This is a genomic window from Streptomyces sp. F63 (assembly GCF_018070345.1).
Lineage (GTDB): Bacteria > Actinomycetota > Actinomycetes > Streptomycetales > Streptomycetaceae > Streptomyces.
In genome coordinates, this window is the sequence record NZ_JAGPXX010000002.1 from 432,812 (window position 1) to 447,152 (window position 14,341).

The window sequence follows — 14,341 nt, forward strand, 5'->3', positions numbered from 1 at the left end:
TGTCGGCGGCTGATGCTAGAACGGTGGCCGGACTTCGCGACACGGGGAGAGACGTGACCGACCAGGCAGCTCACGACATCCCGCCCATCGCCGGGCTCTACGAGAAGCTCATCACCACCCGGCTGGAACGGCGCATCGGCGAGCTGGCCTCGCAGGGCTGGCAACCGGTGGCGGGCACGGTCGGTGAAGCCTCGTCCCCGCACGTCCTCTCCCGGCACATCGGAGAGACGGTCAGGCGGATTCTTCAAGGGCTCACCCCAGCCGAGCAGGTGGCGGCGGCCAATCACGTCCTGAAATCCCTCAACACGATCGAAGGCGCCCAGGAGTGGGTGCAGCTTGTCGCCGACGGGCCCCGTCAACTCCTGGCACTCTCCGAGAAAGAGTCGTCCGACGCCTACGCACTCCGCCCGGCCACGCCCCTATCCGAAACGGCCCTGATCACCAATGCCCCGGAGGACCCGAGTGTCGGCTTCGAGTTGCGGGCCGAGCTCGCCACCGCGGACCGCGTGGACCTGCTGTGCGCCTTCGTGAAGTGGCACGGCCTCCGCGTCCTCGAAGAGTCACTTCAGGCCGCACGGCGCCGGGGGGTCCCGATACGCGTGATCACTACGACCTACCTCGGCGCGACCGAGCGCCGTGCCCTCGACCGGCTGGTGCGGGATTTCGGCGCCGAGGTCAAGGTCAACTACGAGCTGCGCTCGACCCGCCTGCACGCCAAGGCGTGGCTGTTCCGCCGCAACAGCGGCTACGACACCGCCTATGTGGGCAGCTCCAACCTCTCCAGGGCAGCTCTCCTCGATGGCCTGGAGTGGAACGTACGGCTCTCGTCCGTCGCCACCCCAGCCGTGCTCCAGAAGTTCGAGGCCACCTTCGACTCGTACTGGAACGAGACGTCCTTCGAGCACTACGACCCGGACGAGGACAGCGACCGGCTGGATACCGCCTTGCAGCAAGCAGGCGGCAGTACGAGCGCCACTCCACGCGGTCGGATCACTCTTTCTGGCCTTGAGGTGCGCCCGTACCCCCACCAGCGGGACATGCTGGAGCGCCTGGAGGTCGAGCGCGAGATCCACGACCGGCACCGCAATCTCCTGGTGGCGGCCACCGGCACCGGTAAGACGGTGATGGCCGCTCTGGACTACAAGCATCTGCGGCTGAAGCACGGCAGAGACCTGCGACTGCTGTTCGTAGCGCATCGCAGGGAGATCCTGCAGCAGTCGCTCCGCACCTACCAGGATGTGCTCGTCGACGCCAACTTCGGCGAGTCCCTGCACAGCGGAGAGATCCCGGAGAAGTGGGAACACGTCTTCGCCAGCGTGCAGTCGCTCAACGCCCGCTCCCTCGAACGGCTGCCACCCGGCCATTTCGATGTGGTGGTCATCGACGAGTTTCACCACGGCACTTCGCCGACCTACCGAAAGATCCTCGACCACTTCCGGCCCATGGAACTGCTCGGACTAACGGCGACCCCCGAGCGCATGGACGGCCGTAACATCCAGGACGAATTCTTCGACGGCCGCATCGCTGCCGAGATGCGCTTGTGGGAGGCGCTGGAGAACGATCTCCTCAGCCCCTTCCACTACTTCGGCATCACAGACAGCACGGACCTCCGCGCCGTGGCCTGGAAGCGCGGCTCCTACGACCCGGCGGCCCTGGACCGTGTCCTCACCGGCAGCACCGCACGCGCCCGGCTGGTTCTCAAGGCGGTCAGGGACAAGATCGCGGAACCTCACACCATGCGGGCTCTCGGCTTCTGCGTGTCCGTGGCCCACGCCCACTTCATGGCGGAAACATTCCGCGGACAGGGCCTGCGTGCAGTCGCCCTGTCCGCGGAGACACCCGCAGATCAGCGGAAGGCGGCCCTGGACGACCTCAGGTCCGGAGAGCTCCAGGTCATCTTCTCCGTCGACCTCTTCAACGAAGGACTCGACGTCCCGGATGTCGACACTCTGCTTCTCCTGCGTCCGACCTCGAGCGCCACACTGTTCCTCCAGCAACTCGGCCGAGGGCTACGCCGGAGTGAGGGGAAGGCCGTGCTGACCGTTCTCGACTTCATCGGCCAGCACCGCAAGGAGTACCGCTTCGAGAACCAGTTCCGCGCACTGACCAATCTCACCCGAAACCGGCTACTCGACCACATTGAGCACGATTTCCCGCAGCTCCCCTCCGGCTGCCAGATCGTCCTTGAACGCAAGGCCAAGAAGGAGATCATCCAGAACATCAGCAGCCAGTTGGGAGTCAACGTCACACAACTCGCGCGCGAGGTTGCGGACTACGCCAGACCACAACTCCGTGACTATCTCGCGGAGAGCGGCCGGGACATCAAGCAGCTCTACAAGGGGAGCAGCAACTCCTGGACCGGGCTGCTCCGCCGAGCACACCTGCTGACTGACCCACCCCCCGACGGCGAAGCAGCCCTCCTGAAGCGCGTACCGGCCTTCTTGCATGTCGACGACCCGATCCGCTCCCGGGCCTACTCCGCCCTACTGGAGGACGACGCACTTCCCTACGACCAACTGGAAGAGCAGACCCAGGCGTATGCCCGCATGCTCTACTTCTCGATCTGGCCCCTCGGCGGACATGACACCTACCAGGCGGGCTTCGACTCCCTCAAGCCTCAGCGCGCCTTCCGCAGCGAAGTGCGGGAGGTTCTGGCCCACGCTCTCGATCAGGCTGACCATGTGCCCATTCCCCTCCTGAGCGAGCAGGCGGGGTTGCCGTTGAGCGTCCACTCCTCGTACAGCCGCGAGGAGATACTGCCCGCGCTGGGCCAGTCCTTCATCGGCGGCACCATGCCGGGGCACTTCCGGGAAGGCGTGCGGTGGTGCGAGAACATCCGGACCGACGCCCTTCTGATCACCCTGGAAAAGGACGAGAAGGATTTCTCCCCGCAGACCCGGTACAAGGACTACGCCATGAGCGAGTCCCTGTTCCACTGGGAGTCGCAGAACACGACCTCCGAAACCTCCCCCACGGGCCTCCGCTATCAGAACCACCAGCGGCAGGGCTCCCAGGTGCTGCTGTTCGTCCGCCGCTACAAGAAGACGGACATCAACGGACCTCAGCCCTGGATGCTGCTGGGCCCCGCCGAGTACGTCGAACACCGGGGAAGCAAGCCCATGGGCGTCGTCTGGAAACTCCGGCACCCCCTGCCCGCCGACGTCTGGTCCTACTCCGCGGTGGCCGTCTCATGAGGCCCGGCACCGACGACCACGGAGGCCAGGGTTCAAGTTGAGCAGGATGCCTCACGGCAGTGCTTCGCCGCGCTCATCGTGGAAACATGTGCCCCATGGCTTTGATCAACGAATTCGAGTCACGGCCCTCTGACGCCCAGAGCGTGCACGGGCCTGTGAGCTGCGGCTACCGGGTGTTCACCATAGAGGGGCAGCGCATCCTGCAGTTGGATACCTACGGATCTCCTGAGCGGAAGATCCAGGGGAAGACCAGCCAGAGCATTCAGCTGGACGCCAAATCGGCCCAAGACTTGATCAACATTCTCAAGGAATCGTTTCCCAACATCAAAGGCTGACGCTCCTGTTGAAGGACAGGTGCGGTGCACAGTCGACAGTGGCCCGAGCACAAGGACGCCACAAGCCGTCTGCGGCTGCAGATCTGCGGACCCATCGGCACGACGCCGGGCACCGAGGCGCACTGATTAGGTATCAGTTCCTTGTGTGGTGACGAGATACGCCACACCGGCCTCATGAGCCGCCGGCCCGTCTCGGACTTCAGTGTGCCCGTGCTTCCCCGACGGCCCGCCCGTCTCGTCCGCTCCGGTCCAGGAGGACGCCAGACGCTCGACGATGCTCACTCTATCGCCGCCTCGTGCTGCGCAGCAGTGCAGGAGATCCGACATGAGGGCGAAGGTGAGTTCCTCCATCAGCGGCAGACTGCGCGGCGGGGAGGAGAAGGAGACACGGACGCCGGCAGCGTCGCAGTAGCTCTGCAACGCTGCCGTGGCGCGGTCAACCCGGCTGCGGTCGTACGCGGGCACGAGTACGAACTCGCACCAGACCACCTTGCCGGCAGAAGTGAGCGCCGCGGCACAGTCGGACGCCATCGCGGCGATCAGATGCAGTCCGCGGCCGCACTCGCTGTCGCAGTCGGCGTCCCTCAGCACTGGCAGTTCGCGACTCTCGTCGTGCACCTCGACGCGTACCCGGTCGGGGAGCTGCTCAAGGATGAGCGTCGCCACCGATCCTGCTCCGACATGTTTGATGACGTTGGCGACCAGCTCGGTGACAGTCAGCTGAACTTCCTCAGCCAGCGCTGGCAGATCCCACTGCGCAAGCTGTTCTTTGACCAGTGATCGCAGTCTTTGCAGCTGAGTCGCCTCAGCCGCAAACACGATGACAGACCGGGTGCGGGTCTCCGCGGCCCCGAGTTCCAGCATGCCTCTCCCTCCCGGGCGCTGCGGCTGTCAACCGACACATCGCCCTGGGTCACGTCCCCGTGCTGACGCAAAGAGAATGACAGTGAGAACTCTCTTCATGTAACTTCTCACGAACTTCCCACCCGCACGAGTGAACGCGGTGGATGCCGGTCGCCGGGCCCCATAGCCTGCTCAGCGTCCACGAGCGATGAAGCAGCCAAGCTCCCCGGGAGACAACCGTTGGCAGCCAAAGCCACCACACGCCGCCGTCAGCTCGGCGCCATGATGCGAAAGCTGCGGGCACGCAACGGCATGACGCTGGAGGAGGCAGGCCGACTGGTCGGGGTGTCCAAGGCGACCATCAGCCGCTACGAGACCCAGCAGGGTCCGGTCAAGTGGCTTGTGGTGGAGGCGCTGTGCCGGGAATACGGCGCCAGTGACGCGGAGCGGCAAGCAGTCGTCGCACTGGCCAAGGAAGCGAAGCAGCAGAACTGGTGGCACTCCTTCGCCAACTACCTTCCGGAAAGCGCCAGTCTTCTCCTGACGCTCGAAGACGAGGCGGTACGCGAGGACCACTTCGCCTGTGTCTACGTTCCCGGGCTGCTCCAGACCCGGAATTACGCCGAGGCCGTACAGCACGCCTCGGAGATGCGACGGCCTCCGGAGGAGATCGAGCAGCTCGTCAACCTCCGTATCAAACGGCAGGCCATTCTGAGCAGACCGCATCCACCGCACCTGTGGATCGTGCTGGACGAGTCGGTCCTGCGTCGCGTGGTCGGTTCCCGGGAGACCATGCGCGCACAGCTCACACGGCTACTGGAAGCCAATGAAGCTCCCGGCATCACCCTCCAGGTGCTGCCGTTCGCCAGGGGCGCGCACTCCGCCGCCAAGGGCAGCTTCGTCATCCTGGGCGGACCGGAACCGTCCCTGGACGTCGTCTACGTGGAGACCCATGTGGGCTCCCTGTTCATGGAGAAGGACGAGGAGCTGGACCACTACCGGCTTGCCTTCGACTACCTGCGCGCACAAGCATTGGACATGGCCGCGTCGTCGGCCTTGATCGACGAAGCCCGCAGGGAGATGTGATGCGCGCAGGACGTCAGCCCGCCATACCTGATAACGCTTGGTTCAAGTCGTCGTACAGCAGCGCGGGCCCCACGGAATGTGTTGAAGCCGCCCTGCTCAGGCGCGGCACAGCGGTCCGTGATTCCAAGTCGCCCGGTCGGCAGGGGCTGTGGTTCGGACCGTCGGCATGGAGCGCGTTCACGAAGGAGTTGCGTCATGGCAATCTCGGCTGAGCCCTCCAGCCCTGGCAGGCCCACAAGGCTTTCTGGAGGCCCGTCGTCCCCTCAGCCGCCAGCCGGATCCAGCGGCGCGGGGACCTTGAGCGTCATGCCTCACCCCGTACCGACGGGCGTCCAGTGGCACAAGAGCAGCTACAGCAACGGTTCCGGGGGCGAGTGCGTGGAGGTCGCCACCATGCCCGCGTCCATGCTGGTGCGCGACTCCAAGAACACGGCCGGGCCCGTGCTCGCCGTGCCCCGCGGAGAGTGGGCCGCCTTCGTCTCCGCGGTGCGCCACGGAACGATGTGAACCGATCCAGTGAGGACCACGTGATGGCGGCCCTCACGGCCGAGAGGTCCTGGCTTACCAGGTGAGTTGGAGGATGCCGCCCACCGGCAGGGCATGCCGGCGGTCCGCGTACTCGTCGAGGCGGGTCACGATGCGGTCGACGACCGGGGGGATCTCCTCGGCCCGTACGTAGGCCGGGAGAGCCTTGGCGTGGCCGCCGCGGCGTACCTCCCAGACCGGTACGGCGATACCGGCCAGTTCCTCCGAGCGCTCCATGTCGGCTCGCGCCCGCGGGGAGGACTTCGCCGGCTTCGTCTTGCGGCGGCGTGCCGCCTTGTTCCGCTCGGCGGGGTCCGCGGGCCAGAACAGGCCGTTGTCACCGGCGGCCGGCCGCCCGTACACCCCGAGCTCGATGCCCGCCTCCGCCTCGGCCAGGAAGTGCACGAGGTCGTGCGGCAGGTACGGATGTCCGCCGGGACCGTTGCGCAGGGCCGGCGCCGCGCCGGTCTCGCGGTGCACCGCGATGTCGTAGCTCGTACCGGGGCCCTTGGTGAAGACGACACGCATGCCCGGCCCGGTAGGCGTCGGACCGGCGGCCCAGCACCCCGTTTTCCACCGCGGTGCGAGGAGGCGTGGGCAGCCTCCTCCGCAGGGCGCGGGCGGCGGGCGGCTGCGGCAGAAATGCCGCCCCCGACGCCCGAGCGCGGTTTCCCGTTCCCGCAAGCCGTCCGGCTTGACTGCGGAGCATCGGCCTCGGGAATATCGACCGGGGCGCGGAGTCGTCCCGGGAATGGGGGGTTGCTCGTGGCCATGCAGGTCACCAAGCTCGTCAGTACGTGCGAATTGAAAGACTGTCCCACGCTCTACGCCACGGATCGTGACACGCTTCTCGTCCAAGGCGAGACCCCGACCGGTCACGGTCTGGAGATTCCGGCGCACGAGACGCTGGTGGAGATTCCCATGGACCTCATCCGGAGGGCTGTCCGTGACAAGCTCATCCAGTGATTTCGGGGAACTCTTCGACGGGTTCCGGAAAGAGGCGTTCCGTCTCGAAACCCTGGCCACCTACAACATCCCCCGCGCTGAGAGAAACCTCAGGGCCTTCCTCGCCGGTGAGGCACAGCCACCGGACTACAACGAGGAATGGCTGTCCGAGGTGCGGCGTCACACCGGTGCCGGAAAGCGGGTCTACCGGGTCCACGTCCTCAGCCGCCCCCTGACGGATTATCTCCGTTACGAACTGGGCTGGGGCTACACCAAGAACATGACGGCCGGCGAGGAGTTCTTCATCCTCGACACCACGGAACGGGAGAATCCTTTGGAGGGTGTCCCGGACTTCTGGTTCTTCGACTCCCGTACGGCCGCCGTCATGCACTACGACGAGGCGGGTACGTTCCTCGGGCCGGAGGTCGTCCCGGAAGACCGTGCGCCGGAGTTCATCCGGTACCGGGAGACGGCCCTCGCTCATGCCGAACCCTTCCCGGACTGGTGGTCCAGGCACCGATCGTGAACAAGGCACAACTGGGCACGGCGCTGCGGGCCTTGCGGAAAGCCTCCGGCCGGGAGGCCAAATCCGTGGCCCGCAGCGCCGTCATGTCCGCCTCCAAGCTGTCGAAGATCGAGAACGGCAGGCTGGCGCCGAGCGTCACCGGCGTGGAGCGCATTCTCAGCGCTCTGGGAGTGTCCGACGAGATACGGCGCGAGTACGTGGACGCGGCCCGCGCCGCCGCCACCGAAGCCACCGCCTGGCGGCACCTCAAACGGATCGGAGCCGACAAGGGCCAGCGGGAGACGCAGGCCCTCGAAGCCCAGATGACCACGCTGCGGCTCTTTCAGCCCGCCCTCGTGCCGGGGCTGCTCCAGACACCCGAGTACATGCGCGCGGTCCTGCTCCGCCACGAGCTGAGCGAGGGCGTGCTCGCGCGGACGATCAACGGCCGGCTCATGCGTCAGCACGTCCTTTACGGAGAGGGAAAAACTCTGCGGTTCGTCATCACGGAGCCGGTGCTCCGCTGGCGCCTCCTTCCACCACGGATGATGGCCGCGCAGATGGACCGGATTCTGTCGGCATCGCGGCTCCCCCATGTCGATATCCGCGTGGTTCCCCAGGACGCGCGGCAGACGGACATCGCCAATCACGCCTTCGTCATTCGCGACGATCGGCTGGTCACCGTCGAGACCGTTCACGCGGAACTCACCGTCACCGATGCGCAGGACGTCGAACTATACGTCCGGAAGTTCGAAGATTTCGCGAACATCGCCCTGCGGGGGCGGGAGATGACGTCTCTGCTCACGGAATGCCGGGACATTTTTTTGAGAGAAGAGGAAACCGGCTAGAAGTACCTCGCACCTTTCCGCACCATGGAACACACGGAGCGCGCACGGCGCACCCAGGAGAGCGGAAACGTCGAGTTTCCCCTCTTCCCCACATCGAGCGGCGAAAGGTTCTTCATGCCCGAGAACGCGACGACCACGACTCCCGAGTTGTACGACCTCCCCCTCACCGGTGCGGTCTTCTCGAAGGCCTGTGGCGGCAATACCCATCCGGACGGCGAGTCCTGTGTGACGCTCGCCAAGGTCGGTGAGAACGTGTGGGCCCTCGGTGACAGCAAGCGGCCGGAGGCCGAGCCGCTGCGGTTCACCACGGACGAGCTCCTGGCGGCCGGTATCGAGCCGGGGCGCTTCGGGCTCTCCGCGTAGCAGATCCTGATCCCGCACGGTCCCCTTGCCGTTCTTCGCTGCCCGCGCCCGTCACGCCCATTCCGGCCGTCGTCGTTGGATCCCCATGGGGCCCGTTCCCACGGCGGCGTCGGTGCGGCGGGGCGGGCGCGGCGGAGGCCGGTGGGAGACCCCTCCGGAAAGCGAACCGCCGTGCACTTTCACGGATATCTGTGGGTCGGCGAGAAAGCCGAATTCGACAAGGAGTCCCGGCGGCGACTGCCCGTGGAGCCGTGGCCCGGCGCCGATCCCGACGCGAGCGCTCAGCGGGTGGCCCTGCACCGCACGTTGACGGAGGAGTTCCTGCGGTCGCCGCTGCCGCCCATCGAGGTGGCGCTCTGGCTGCTCAAGCCGGCCCGGCTGGTGGCCGGTTCCTGGGACGGGGCGGAGAGCGCCGCGGCCTGGCTCGGGGCACGGCTGGAGGAATACGCGCCGCGTTTCGAGCCCCCGGCCGGCGGTGGCGCCGCCCATCTGCGCGGACTGGTCGGCCGGCTGACTGGCACGCTGCTGCGGGGCGGTGATGTCTCCCTCGGCTACTACCTCGGGGCGCCCGCCTTTCTGTCCCTGGCCGTCGTGGCCTGCTCACCCAATCGCGCCGCGCCGGGGCTGCCCTGCCCGGAACGGGCGGAGGGGCGGGCGGACGGGCGGGCGACGGCCCGGGACGAGGGCCCGGGATTCCAACCGGCTCCGGCCTCCGGCGCGCATCCGGCTGCGTAGGCGGTGCGGCGGCGGCCGGGCGGTCCGCAGCGCGATGTCTCGGCGTCAGCCGCCCACGTCCACGTTGTTGTTCGGGGCGCCGTCGCCCTCCGGCGGGAGGTCTCCTCGCTCCGGCTGCTGTCCGCCGCCGCCCGCGCCGCCCGCTCCCTCGCCTCCCGTGCCGTTCCCCGCGTCCGGGAGCGGCGGGAGGAGGGCGTGCAGTTCCGCGTCGTCCGCCGGGTGTACGTCCCCGGCCGCGCTGCGCAGGACCCTGCGGTCGGCGCTCTCCCGGTCGGCGGTGAGCCGCACCACGTGGCCGTCCTCCGGGCGGGCGTACTCGTGTGCGTCGCCCGAGGTGCGGTACCAGGCGTCGCCGTCCCGCTCGCACACCACCTTCCCGCCGTCTCCGCCGCCGCCACCGGAGGCGAGCGGAGTCCGCTCGCAGTTCTCCTCGTCGAGCGTTCCCCGGTCCACCGACAGCTGGACCGTGCCGCCGCCCGGCGCGGCGACGTACATCGCCGAGAAGCCGTCGCCGCCGTAGACGCCGACCGACTGCTGCGCGCGCTCGAAGCCCGGCACCTCGGCCACGTAGATCAGCTCGATCGCCGAGCCCATCCATCGCGCCCGCTCCTCGAGTTCGGCCCTGGGCGGCACGGAGGCTCCGGCCGACCCGGGTGATCCGGGTGATCCGGGTGATCCGGCGGTGGCGGGCGCGCCGGCCGCCGTGGGGGAACCGCCGTCCTCGCCCGCCGGGCGTTCCGTCCCGCAGCCGGTGAGGAGGACTGCGGCAGCGGTGAGAGCGGTGAGGGACGGCGGTAAGAGCGGGGTCCTGACGATGCGTTGACGGGAGGTCATGGCCCGCATTCTTCCGCACGCCCTGGGGCCGGGCAGGCCGTCTCGGTCGGATTACCGGCCAACGCGATCCTGGCTGCCGGCCGGGTCGATCCGACGGCGTTCTCCGCGTTCTCCGACGCCGGCCGGAGCTGGACGCGCATCAATGACGACCTGTACCGGTTCGGTGGCCCGCCCGTATCGCTCACCGGGGATCCGGACCGCTACGGCCGGGTGTACCCGAGCGGCTGCGGCCGCGGCATCTTCTACGGCGACCCGTCCGGTTCCGGGACGGCGGAGCGGTGAGCGGGGTCTCCCGGGCAGCGTCGGCGCCCACGGCCGGAGGCACCACGCGGCCGTGATCACCCGCTCGGCCGGCACCCGGCGGACCGCGGGTTCCCCGCCACCGGCGCGGGACCGCCCGGTCCGTGGCGGCCGGCGGGCACCGGGCCGTCACGCCCCACCCCCGGAAGGGCGTGACGGTCCCGGCCGCGGGGGCTACGCGCCGCCCAGTACGGACATCACCGAGTGGTAAGCGGGTTTCTTGTTGCCCGCGTTGTCGAAGAGCAGCGGATTCTGGCCGGTACGCCAGGAGTCGCTGTCCCGGACGCCCCAGACGGTGATGCCGGTGCAGCGGGCGACGTTCATGCACGCGCGCACGGCGTTCGCGTACGCGGTCTGGGAGGCCTGCGCGATGTCGAGTTCCGTGATCTGCACGTCCACGCCGAGCGCGGCGAAGCTGGAGATGGTGGTCTGGAAGTTGGCCGGCGGGCCGCCCGCCCCGAAGTGCGCCTGGAGGCCGACGCAGTCGATGGGCACGCCCCGGGCCTTGAAGTCGCGCACCATGCGGTAGACGCCCTGGGTCTTGGCGTCGGTCCAGTTCTCGATGTTGTAGTCGTTGTAGCAGAGCTTGGCGTTCGGGTCGGCCTGCCGGGCGGTGCGGAACGCCTCTTCCAGGAAGCCGTCGCCCAGCACGTCCCGGAAGACGGAGCTGCGGAGCCCGCCGCTGCCTCCGTCGGCGAACGCCTCGTTCACCACGTCCCAGGAGTGGATCTTGCCCCGGTAGTGGTTCATCACCGTGGTGATGTGGTTGTTCATGACGCTGCGCAGGGTGTTCGCGTCACGGATGGAGCCGACCCAGCCGGGCAGCTGGGAGTGCCAGACCAGGGTGTGGCCGCGGACCTGCTGCCCGCGGGCCAGGGCGCGGTTCGCGATCTGGTCGCCGGGGCCGAAGTTGAACGAACCACGGGACCGTTCAACGGTGTCCCACTTCATCTCGTTCTCCGCGGTGACGCTGGAGAATTCCCGGTCGACGATCCCCGCGTACGTGGAGTCGCCCAGCCGGCCGGCGGCCACGGCGGTACCGAAGTACCGCCCGGACAGGGCCGCCTGGGCGCCGAGTGTGTCGGCCTGTGCCGTCGCCGGGGCGGCGGTCGCGGCCTGGGGCAGCATGAGGGCCGCGGCCGCCAGCAGGGCCAGGGCCGGGAACCGGCGCCGGCCGAGTCGTAATGTCATCTGTCGCTCCTTCGGGAATGGGGCGCCGCCGGGACGGCGGGACGGGAGGATCCCGCCGCCGGCTCGCCGCTGTGGGGGGGGTGAGCCGGTGCCCGGTGCGGGCACCGGCGTGGGGGTCGTCCGGGTGCCTGCCGGTCAGGGAGTGGTGAGGTCGAACCGGGGCACGCGCACCGAGCCGCCGAGCGCCCGGGTGGCGTAGTTGAAGATCGCGTAGCGGTATCCCATGAAGAACCGCCAGTCGTTGCCCATGGTGAACGCGGGTCCCAGACGGGTGAAGGTGGTGCCGTCGGTGCTGTAGGAGAAGGTGCCCGGGCGGGGCGCGCCGGGCCGGATGTCGGCCTGGGCCCGCAGCCAGACCCGGGTGCCGGAGATCGTGGTGCCCGCCGCTTCGCTGCCGGTGCCGGTGGTGTTCCAGTTGGTGTCCATGGTCAGCCCGTTCACCATCACCACGCGCGCCGTGCCGCCGTCCCGCCGGACGCCGATCCACGCCGAGGAGTCGCGCAGCAGTGCGAGCCCGGCCCGGTCGCCGTCCCGCATCCCCGCGAAGTCGAGTTCGATCGTCGCGGTGGAGGTAGGGCCCTGAATGCGGTGGGTGAGGGTGTTGCGGGCCCAGTAGAGGTCGTTCGTGACGGTGGCGGTGCGCAGGGTGAGGCCGCCGCCGGCGGACCATCTGCTGTTGTCCGGGTTGTGGTTCCACTCCCACTGCGGCTTGAGGCCGGCGCCGTCGAAGGTGTCGGCACCGGTCATGGGGGTGACCGGGCGGGCGGGCAGCGGGCTGTCGTAGGAGGTGCCCCAGGCGCCGCCCGCCAGCTGGATCTGCGGCCAGCCGTCCCCGGTCCAGGAGACCGGCGCCAGAACGGGGACGCGGCCGCCCGGATAGGCGTCCACGAAGGCCATGTAGAACCAGGCGCCGTTCTGTGTCTGCACCAGGCCGCCCTGGTGGGGCACTCCGCCCCCGGGCACCGGCCCGCGGAGGTCGAGGAGGACCTGGCGCAGGGTGTAGGGGCCGAAGGGCCCGCTCGTCGACTGCAGGATGTACTGGCCGTTGGCCGGGCGGGTCAGGAAGATGTAGTACCGGCCGTTGATCTTGTAGAAGCGGGCGCCCTCCAGTGTCCCGATGCTCGACGGCGTGGAGAAGACCTGCTGGTTGCGTATCTGGCTGCGCCCGTCGGCGGACAACTGCGCGACGCTGATGGTGGTGTTGCCGTGGGCCACGTACAGGCTGTCGTCGTCGACGAGCAGGCCCGCGTCGTAGTAGACCTGCGGGAGTTCCGCGTGCCGGCTCCAGGGGCCCTCCACGGAGCGGGCGGTGTAGAGGTACGTCCGCGCGAAGTCGATCTGCCCGAGCCAGTAGAAGGTGCTGTTGCTGCGGCGGTAGGCCAGGGAGGAGGCCCAGACCCCGCGGACGTAGCCCCGGCCGCCGTTCAGGTCGTACTTGGCCCCGAAGTCCAGCGAGGGCAGGGAGTGCCCGGCGAACTCCCAGTTGACCAGGTCGTACGAGCGGAGGATCGGGGCGCCCGGCGAGTAGTGCATCGAGGAGGCCGAGTAGTAGTAGGTGTCCCCGACGCGGATGATGTCGATGTCCGCGAAGTCCTGCCAGAGAACGGGGTTGGTGAAGGCGGCGAGGGGTCCCGCCGACTCCTGCGCGGTGGGGACGGCGGGGGCCGGGGACACGGCTTGCGCGCCGGGGGTGGCCGACGCCACCGCCAGACCCGTGGCGGTGGTGAGCAAACCTCTTCGGCTCAACGGAAGCTGGAGCCAGGACATGGGTGACGTCTCCTTACATGGCGGAGGGGGGTGGGCCCGGGAGAGCGTGGGCGGGCCGCGCCGCGGGGGTGCGTCCGTCAGGCGCCGCGCGCCGAACGGACGGTGGAGCCGGGGAACACGCCGGCGGTCCGGTGGCCGGAGCGGGCGGGGGCGGTCGCGGGCACAGCGGCGCCCGCGGCCCCGCCGGCGCTCGGACGCGGCGAGGTGTGCCGTTCTCCGTGCACGGAGGGCTCCTGTGGGAGTGAGGGAACTGGTGGGTGGAGCGGGGACCCGTTCCGGGCGTACTCGCCGTCGGCGGCTGCCGGGACCGGGGCGACCGGCCCGGGGCCACGCCGCGCCCGGAGGGGGGTGGCCGGCCCGCCGCCGGGACGGCGGGCTGCGCGGACAGCGGATACGGGCATACCGGACTCCAGGCGGCGGTTGGGGCCCGCCACACGGACACCGGGTGCGATCTTGCGACTCCGGCACGGTGACGCGCGTGGGTGGCCTTACCGGAACAGATGGTGCTGTGCGGTCGCACTCGGCCCGGGCGGTACGCGCAGCACGGACCCCGAAACTGGCGCGTTCGTGATTTCGAACACTGGTCGTGACTTCGGACAGTCAGGATGATAGAAGCTTCGGGGAGTTCGTCAATACGTGCGGCGTTGCCCGCCGTTGACCGCCTCCGCCACGGGCGGCCGCCCGGCGCTCCCGGGTCCCGCCCCGGGCCGGGGTCTCACGGCGCTCGGGACCGCGGCGCACCGATCGGCCGCGTGCCGCCCCACGGGCGCCGCGGCAGGCGCCTGCCTCACTGGCAGCGGAGCATGCCGCCGCCCGAGGAGGGGGGTGGCGCAGGAGGGCGACCGGCCCGGCGTCCGAGCCCGAACCACG

Annotated in this window: 14 protein-coding genes and 1 pseudogene; 10 read left to right on the forward strand and 5 right to left on the reverse strand. The window is 69.0% G+C overall.

Translation table 11 applies throughout. From position 1 onward, the window contains the following. The first annotated feature begins 53 nt into the window (after nucleotides 1-53). Both KBZ10_RS03910 and KBZ10_RS03915 read left to right on the forward strand, forming a co-directional pair. Nucleotides 54-3,194 (forward strand): DUF3427 domain-containing protein, encoded by a 3,141-nt coding sequence (locus KBZ10_RS03910; protein WP_307847175.1) that lies wholly within the window; start codon nucleotides 54-56, stop codon nucleotides 3,192-3,194. Nucleotides 3,195-3,289: 95 nt separating this feature from the next. Further along, the gene (locus KBZ10_RS03915) at nucleotides 3,290-3,529 is read left to right on the forward strand and encodes a hypothetical protein (protein WP_210986028.1); all 240 of its coding nucleotides are present in this window, start codon (nucleotides 3,290-3,292) and stop codon (nucleotides 3,527-3,529) included. A 126-nt stretch (nucleotides 3,530-3,655) separates the two neighbouring features. Here the strand turns inward: KBZ10_RS03915 and KBZ10_RS03920 are convergent, their stop codons facing one another. Further along, entirely contained in the window at nucleotides 3,656-4,393 is a 738-nt protein-coding gene (locus KBZ10_RS03920) for an ATP-binding protein (RefSeq protein ID WP_210986029.1), read from the reverse strand. Between the two features lie 261 nt (nucleotides 4,394-4,654). On the opposite strand from KBZ10_RS03920, the gene KBZ10_RS03925 reads away from it, so the two are divergent. The 3 genes from KBZ10_RS03925 to KBZ10_RS03935 all read left to right on the forward strand — a co-directional run bounded on the left by KBZ10_RS03925 (nucleotide 4,655) and on the right by KBZ10_RS03935 (nucleotide 5,965). Then, nucleotides 4,655-5,458 (forward strand): helix-turn-helix domain-containing protein, encoded by an 804-nt coding sequence (locus KBZ10_RS03925; protein ID WP_374223300.1) that lies wholly within the window; start codon nucleotides 4,655-4,657, stop codon nucleotides 5,456-5,458. Then, entirely contained in the window at nucleotides 5,458-5,670 is a 213-nt protein-coding gene (locus KBZ10_RS03930; protein WP_210986031.1) for a DUF397 domain-containing protein, read from the forward strand. The genes KBZ10_RS03925 and KBZ10_RS03930 overlap by 1 nt, the downstream gene beginning before the upstream one ends. 94 nt (nucleotides 5,671-5,764) lie before the next feature. Beyond that, nucleotides 5,765-5,965 (forward strand): DUF397 domain-containing protein, encoded by a 201-nt coding sequence (locus KBZ10_RS03935; protein ID WP_210986032.1) that lies wholly within the window; start codon nucleotides 5,765-5,767, stop codon nucleotides 5,963-5,965. 54 nt (nucleotides 5,966-6,019) lie between these two features. Here KBZ10_RS03935 and KBZ10_RS03940 read toward each other — a convergent pair whose 3' ends face one another. Continuing rightward, nucleotides 6,020-6,511, reverse strand: a complete 492-nt coding sequence (locus KBZ10_RS03940) for a hypothetical protein (protein ID WP_210986033.1) — start codon at nucleotides 6,509-6,511, stop codon at nucleotides 6,020-6,022. Between the two features lie 243 nt (nucleotides 6,512-6,754). Here KBZ10_RS03940 and KBZ10_RS03945 point away from each other — a divergent pair, with 243 nt between their 5' ends. From KBZ10_RS03945 to KBZ10_RS03965, 5 genes are all read left to right on the forward strand, one after another. Continuing rightward, nucleotides 6,755-6,949: a hypothetical protein gene (locus tag KBZ10_RS03945; protein ID WP_210986092.1), complete on the forward strand. Its 195-nt coding sequence runs from the start codon at nucleotides 6,755-6,757 to the stop codon at nucleotides 6,947-6,949. Further along, nucleotides 6,930-7,454: a DUF6879 family protein gene (locus KBZ10_RS03950; protein ID WP_210986034.1), complete on the forward strand. Its 525-nt coding sequence runs from the start codon at nucleotides 6,930-6,932 to the stop codon at nucleotides 7,452-7,454. The genes KBZ10_RS03945 and KBZ10_RS03950 overlap by 20 nt, the downstream gene beginning before the upstream one ends. Continuing rightward, complete coding sequence (locus KBZ10_RS03955; RefSeq protein WP_210986035.1) at nucleotides 7,451-8,281, forward strand: helix-turn-helix transcriptional regulator; 831 nt, start codon at nucleotides 7,451-7,453, stop codon at nucleotides 8,279-8,281. The genes KBZ10_RS03950 and KBZ10_RS03955 overlap by 4 nt, the downstream gene beginning before the upstream one ends. Nucleotides 8,282-8,395: 114 nt before the next feature. Next, complete coding sequence (locus KBZ10_RS03960) at nucleotides 8,396-8,644, forward strand: DUF397 domain-containing protein (protein ID WP_210986093.1); 249 nt, start codon at nucleotides 8,396-8,398, stop codon at nucleotides 8,642-8,644. Nucleotides 8,645-8,815: 171 nt separating this feature from the next. Then, nucleotides 8,816-9,379, forward strand: coding sequence for a hypothetical protein (locus KBZ10_RS03965; RefSeq protein WP_307847176.1), 564 nt, complete (start codon nucleotides 8,816-8,818; stop codon nucleotides 9,377-9,379). Between the two features lie 45 nt (nucleotides 9,380-9,424). On the opposite strand, the gene KBZ10_RS03970 is transcribed toward KBZ10_RS03965, so the two are convergent. The 3 genes and pseudogenes from KBZ10_RS03970 to KBZ10_RS03980 form a co-directional block, all read right to left on the reverse strand. Continuing rightward, complete coding sequence (locus tag KBZ10_RS03970; protein ID WP_247701735.1) at nucleotides 9,425-10,213, reverse strand: hypothetical protein; 789 nt, start codon at nucleotides 10,211-10,213, stop codon at nucleotides 9,425-9,427. Between the two features lie 480 nt (nucleotides 10,214-10,693). Beyond that, nucleotides 10,694-11,704 (reverse strand): annotated as a pseudogene (locus KBZ10_RS03975) (endo-1,4-beta-xylanase); the annotation flags it as partial. Nucleotides 11,705-11,839: 135 nt separating this feature from the next. Beyond that, nucleotides 11,840-13,471, reverse strand: a complete 1,632-nt coding sequence (locus KBZ10_RS03980; protein WP_210986037.1) for a glycoside hydrolase 43 family protein — start codon at nucleotides 13,469-13,471, stop codon at nucleotides 11,840-11,842. Nucleotides 13,472-14,341 lie beyond the last annotated feature (870 nt).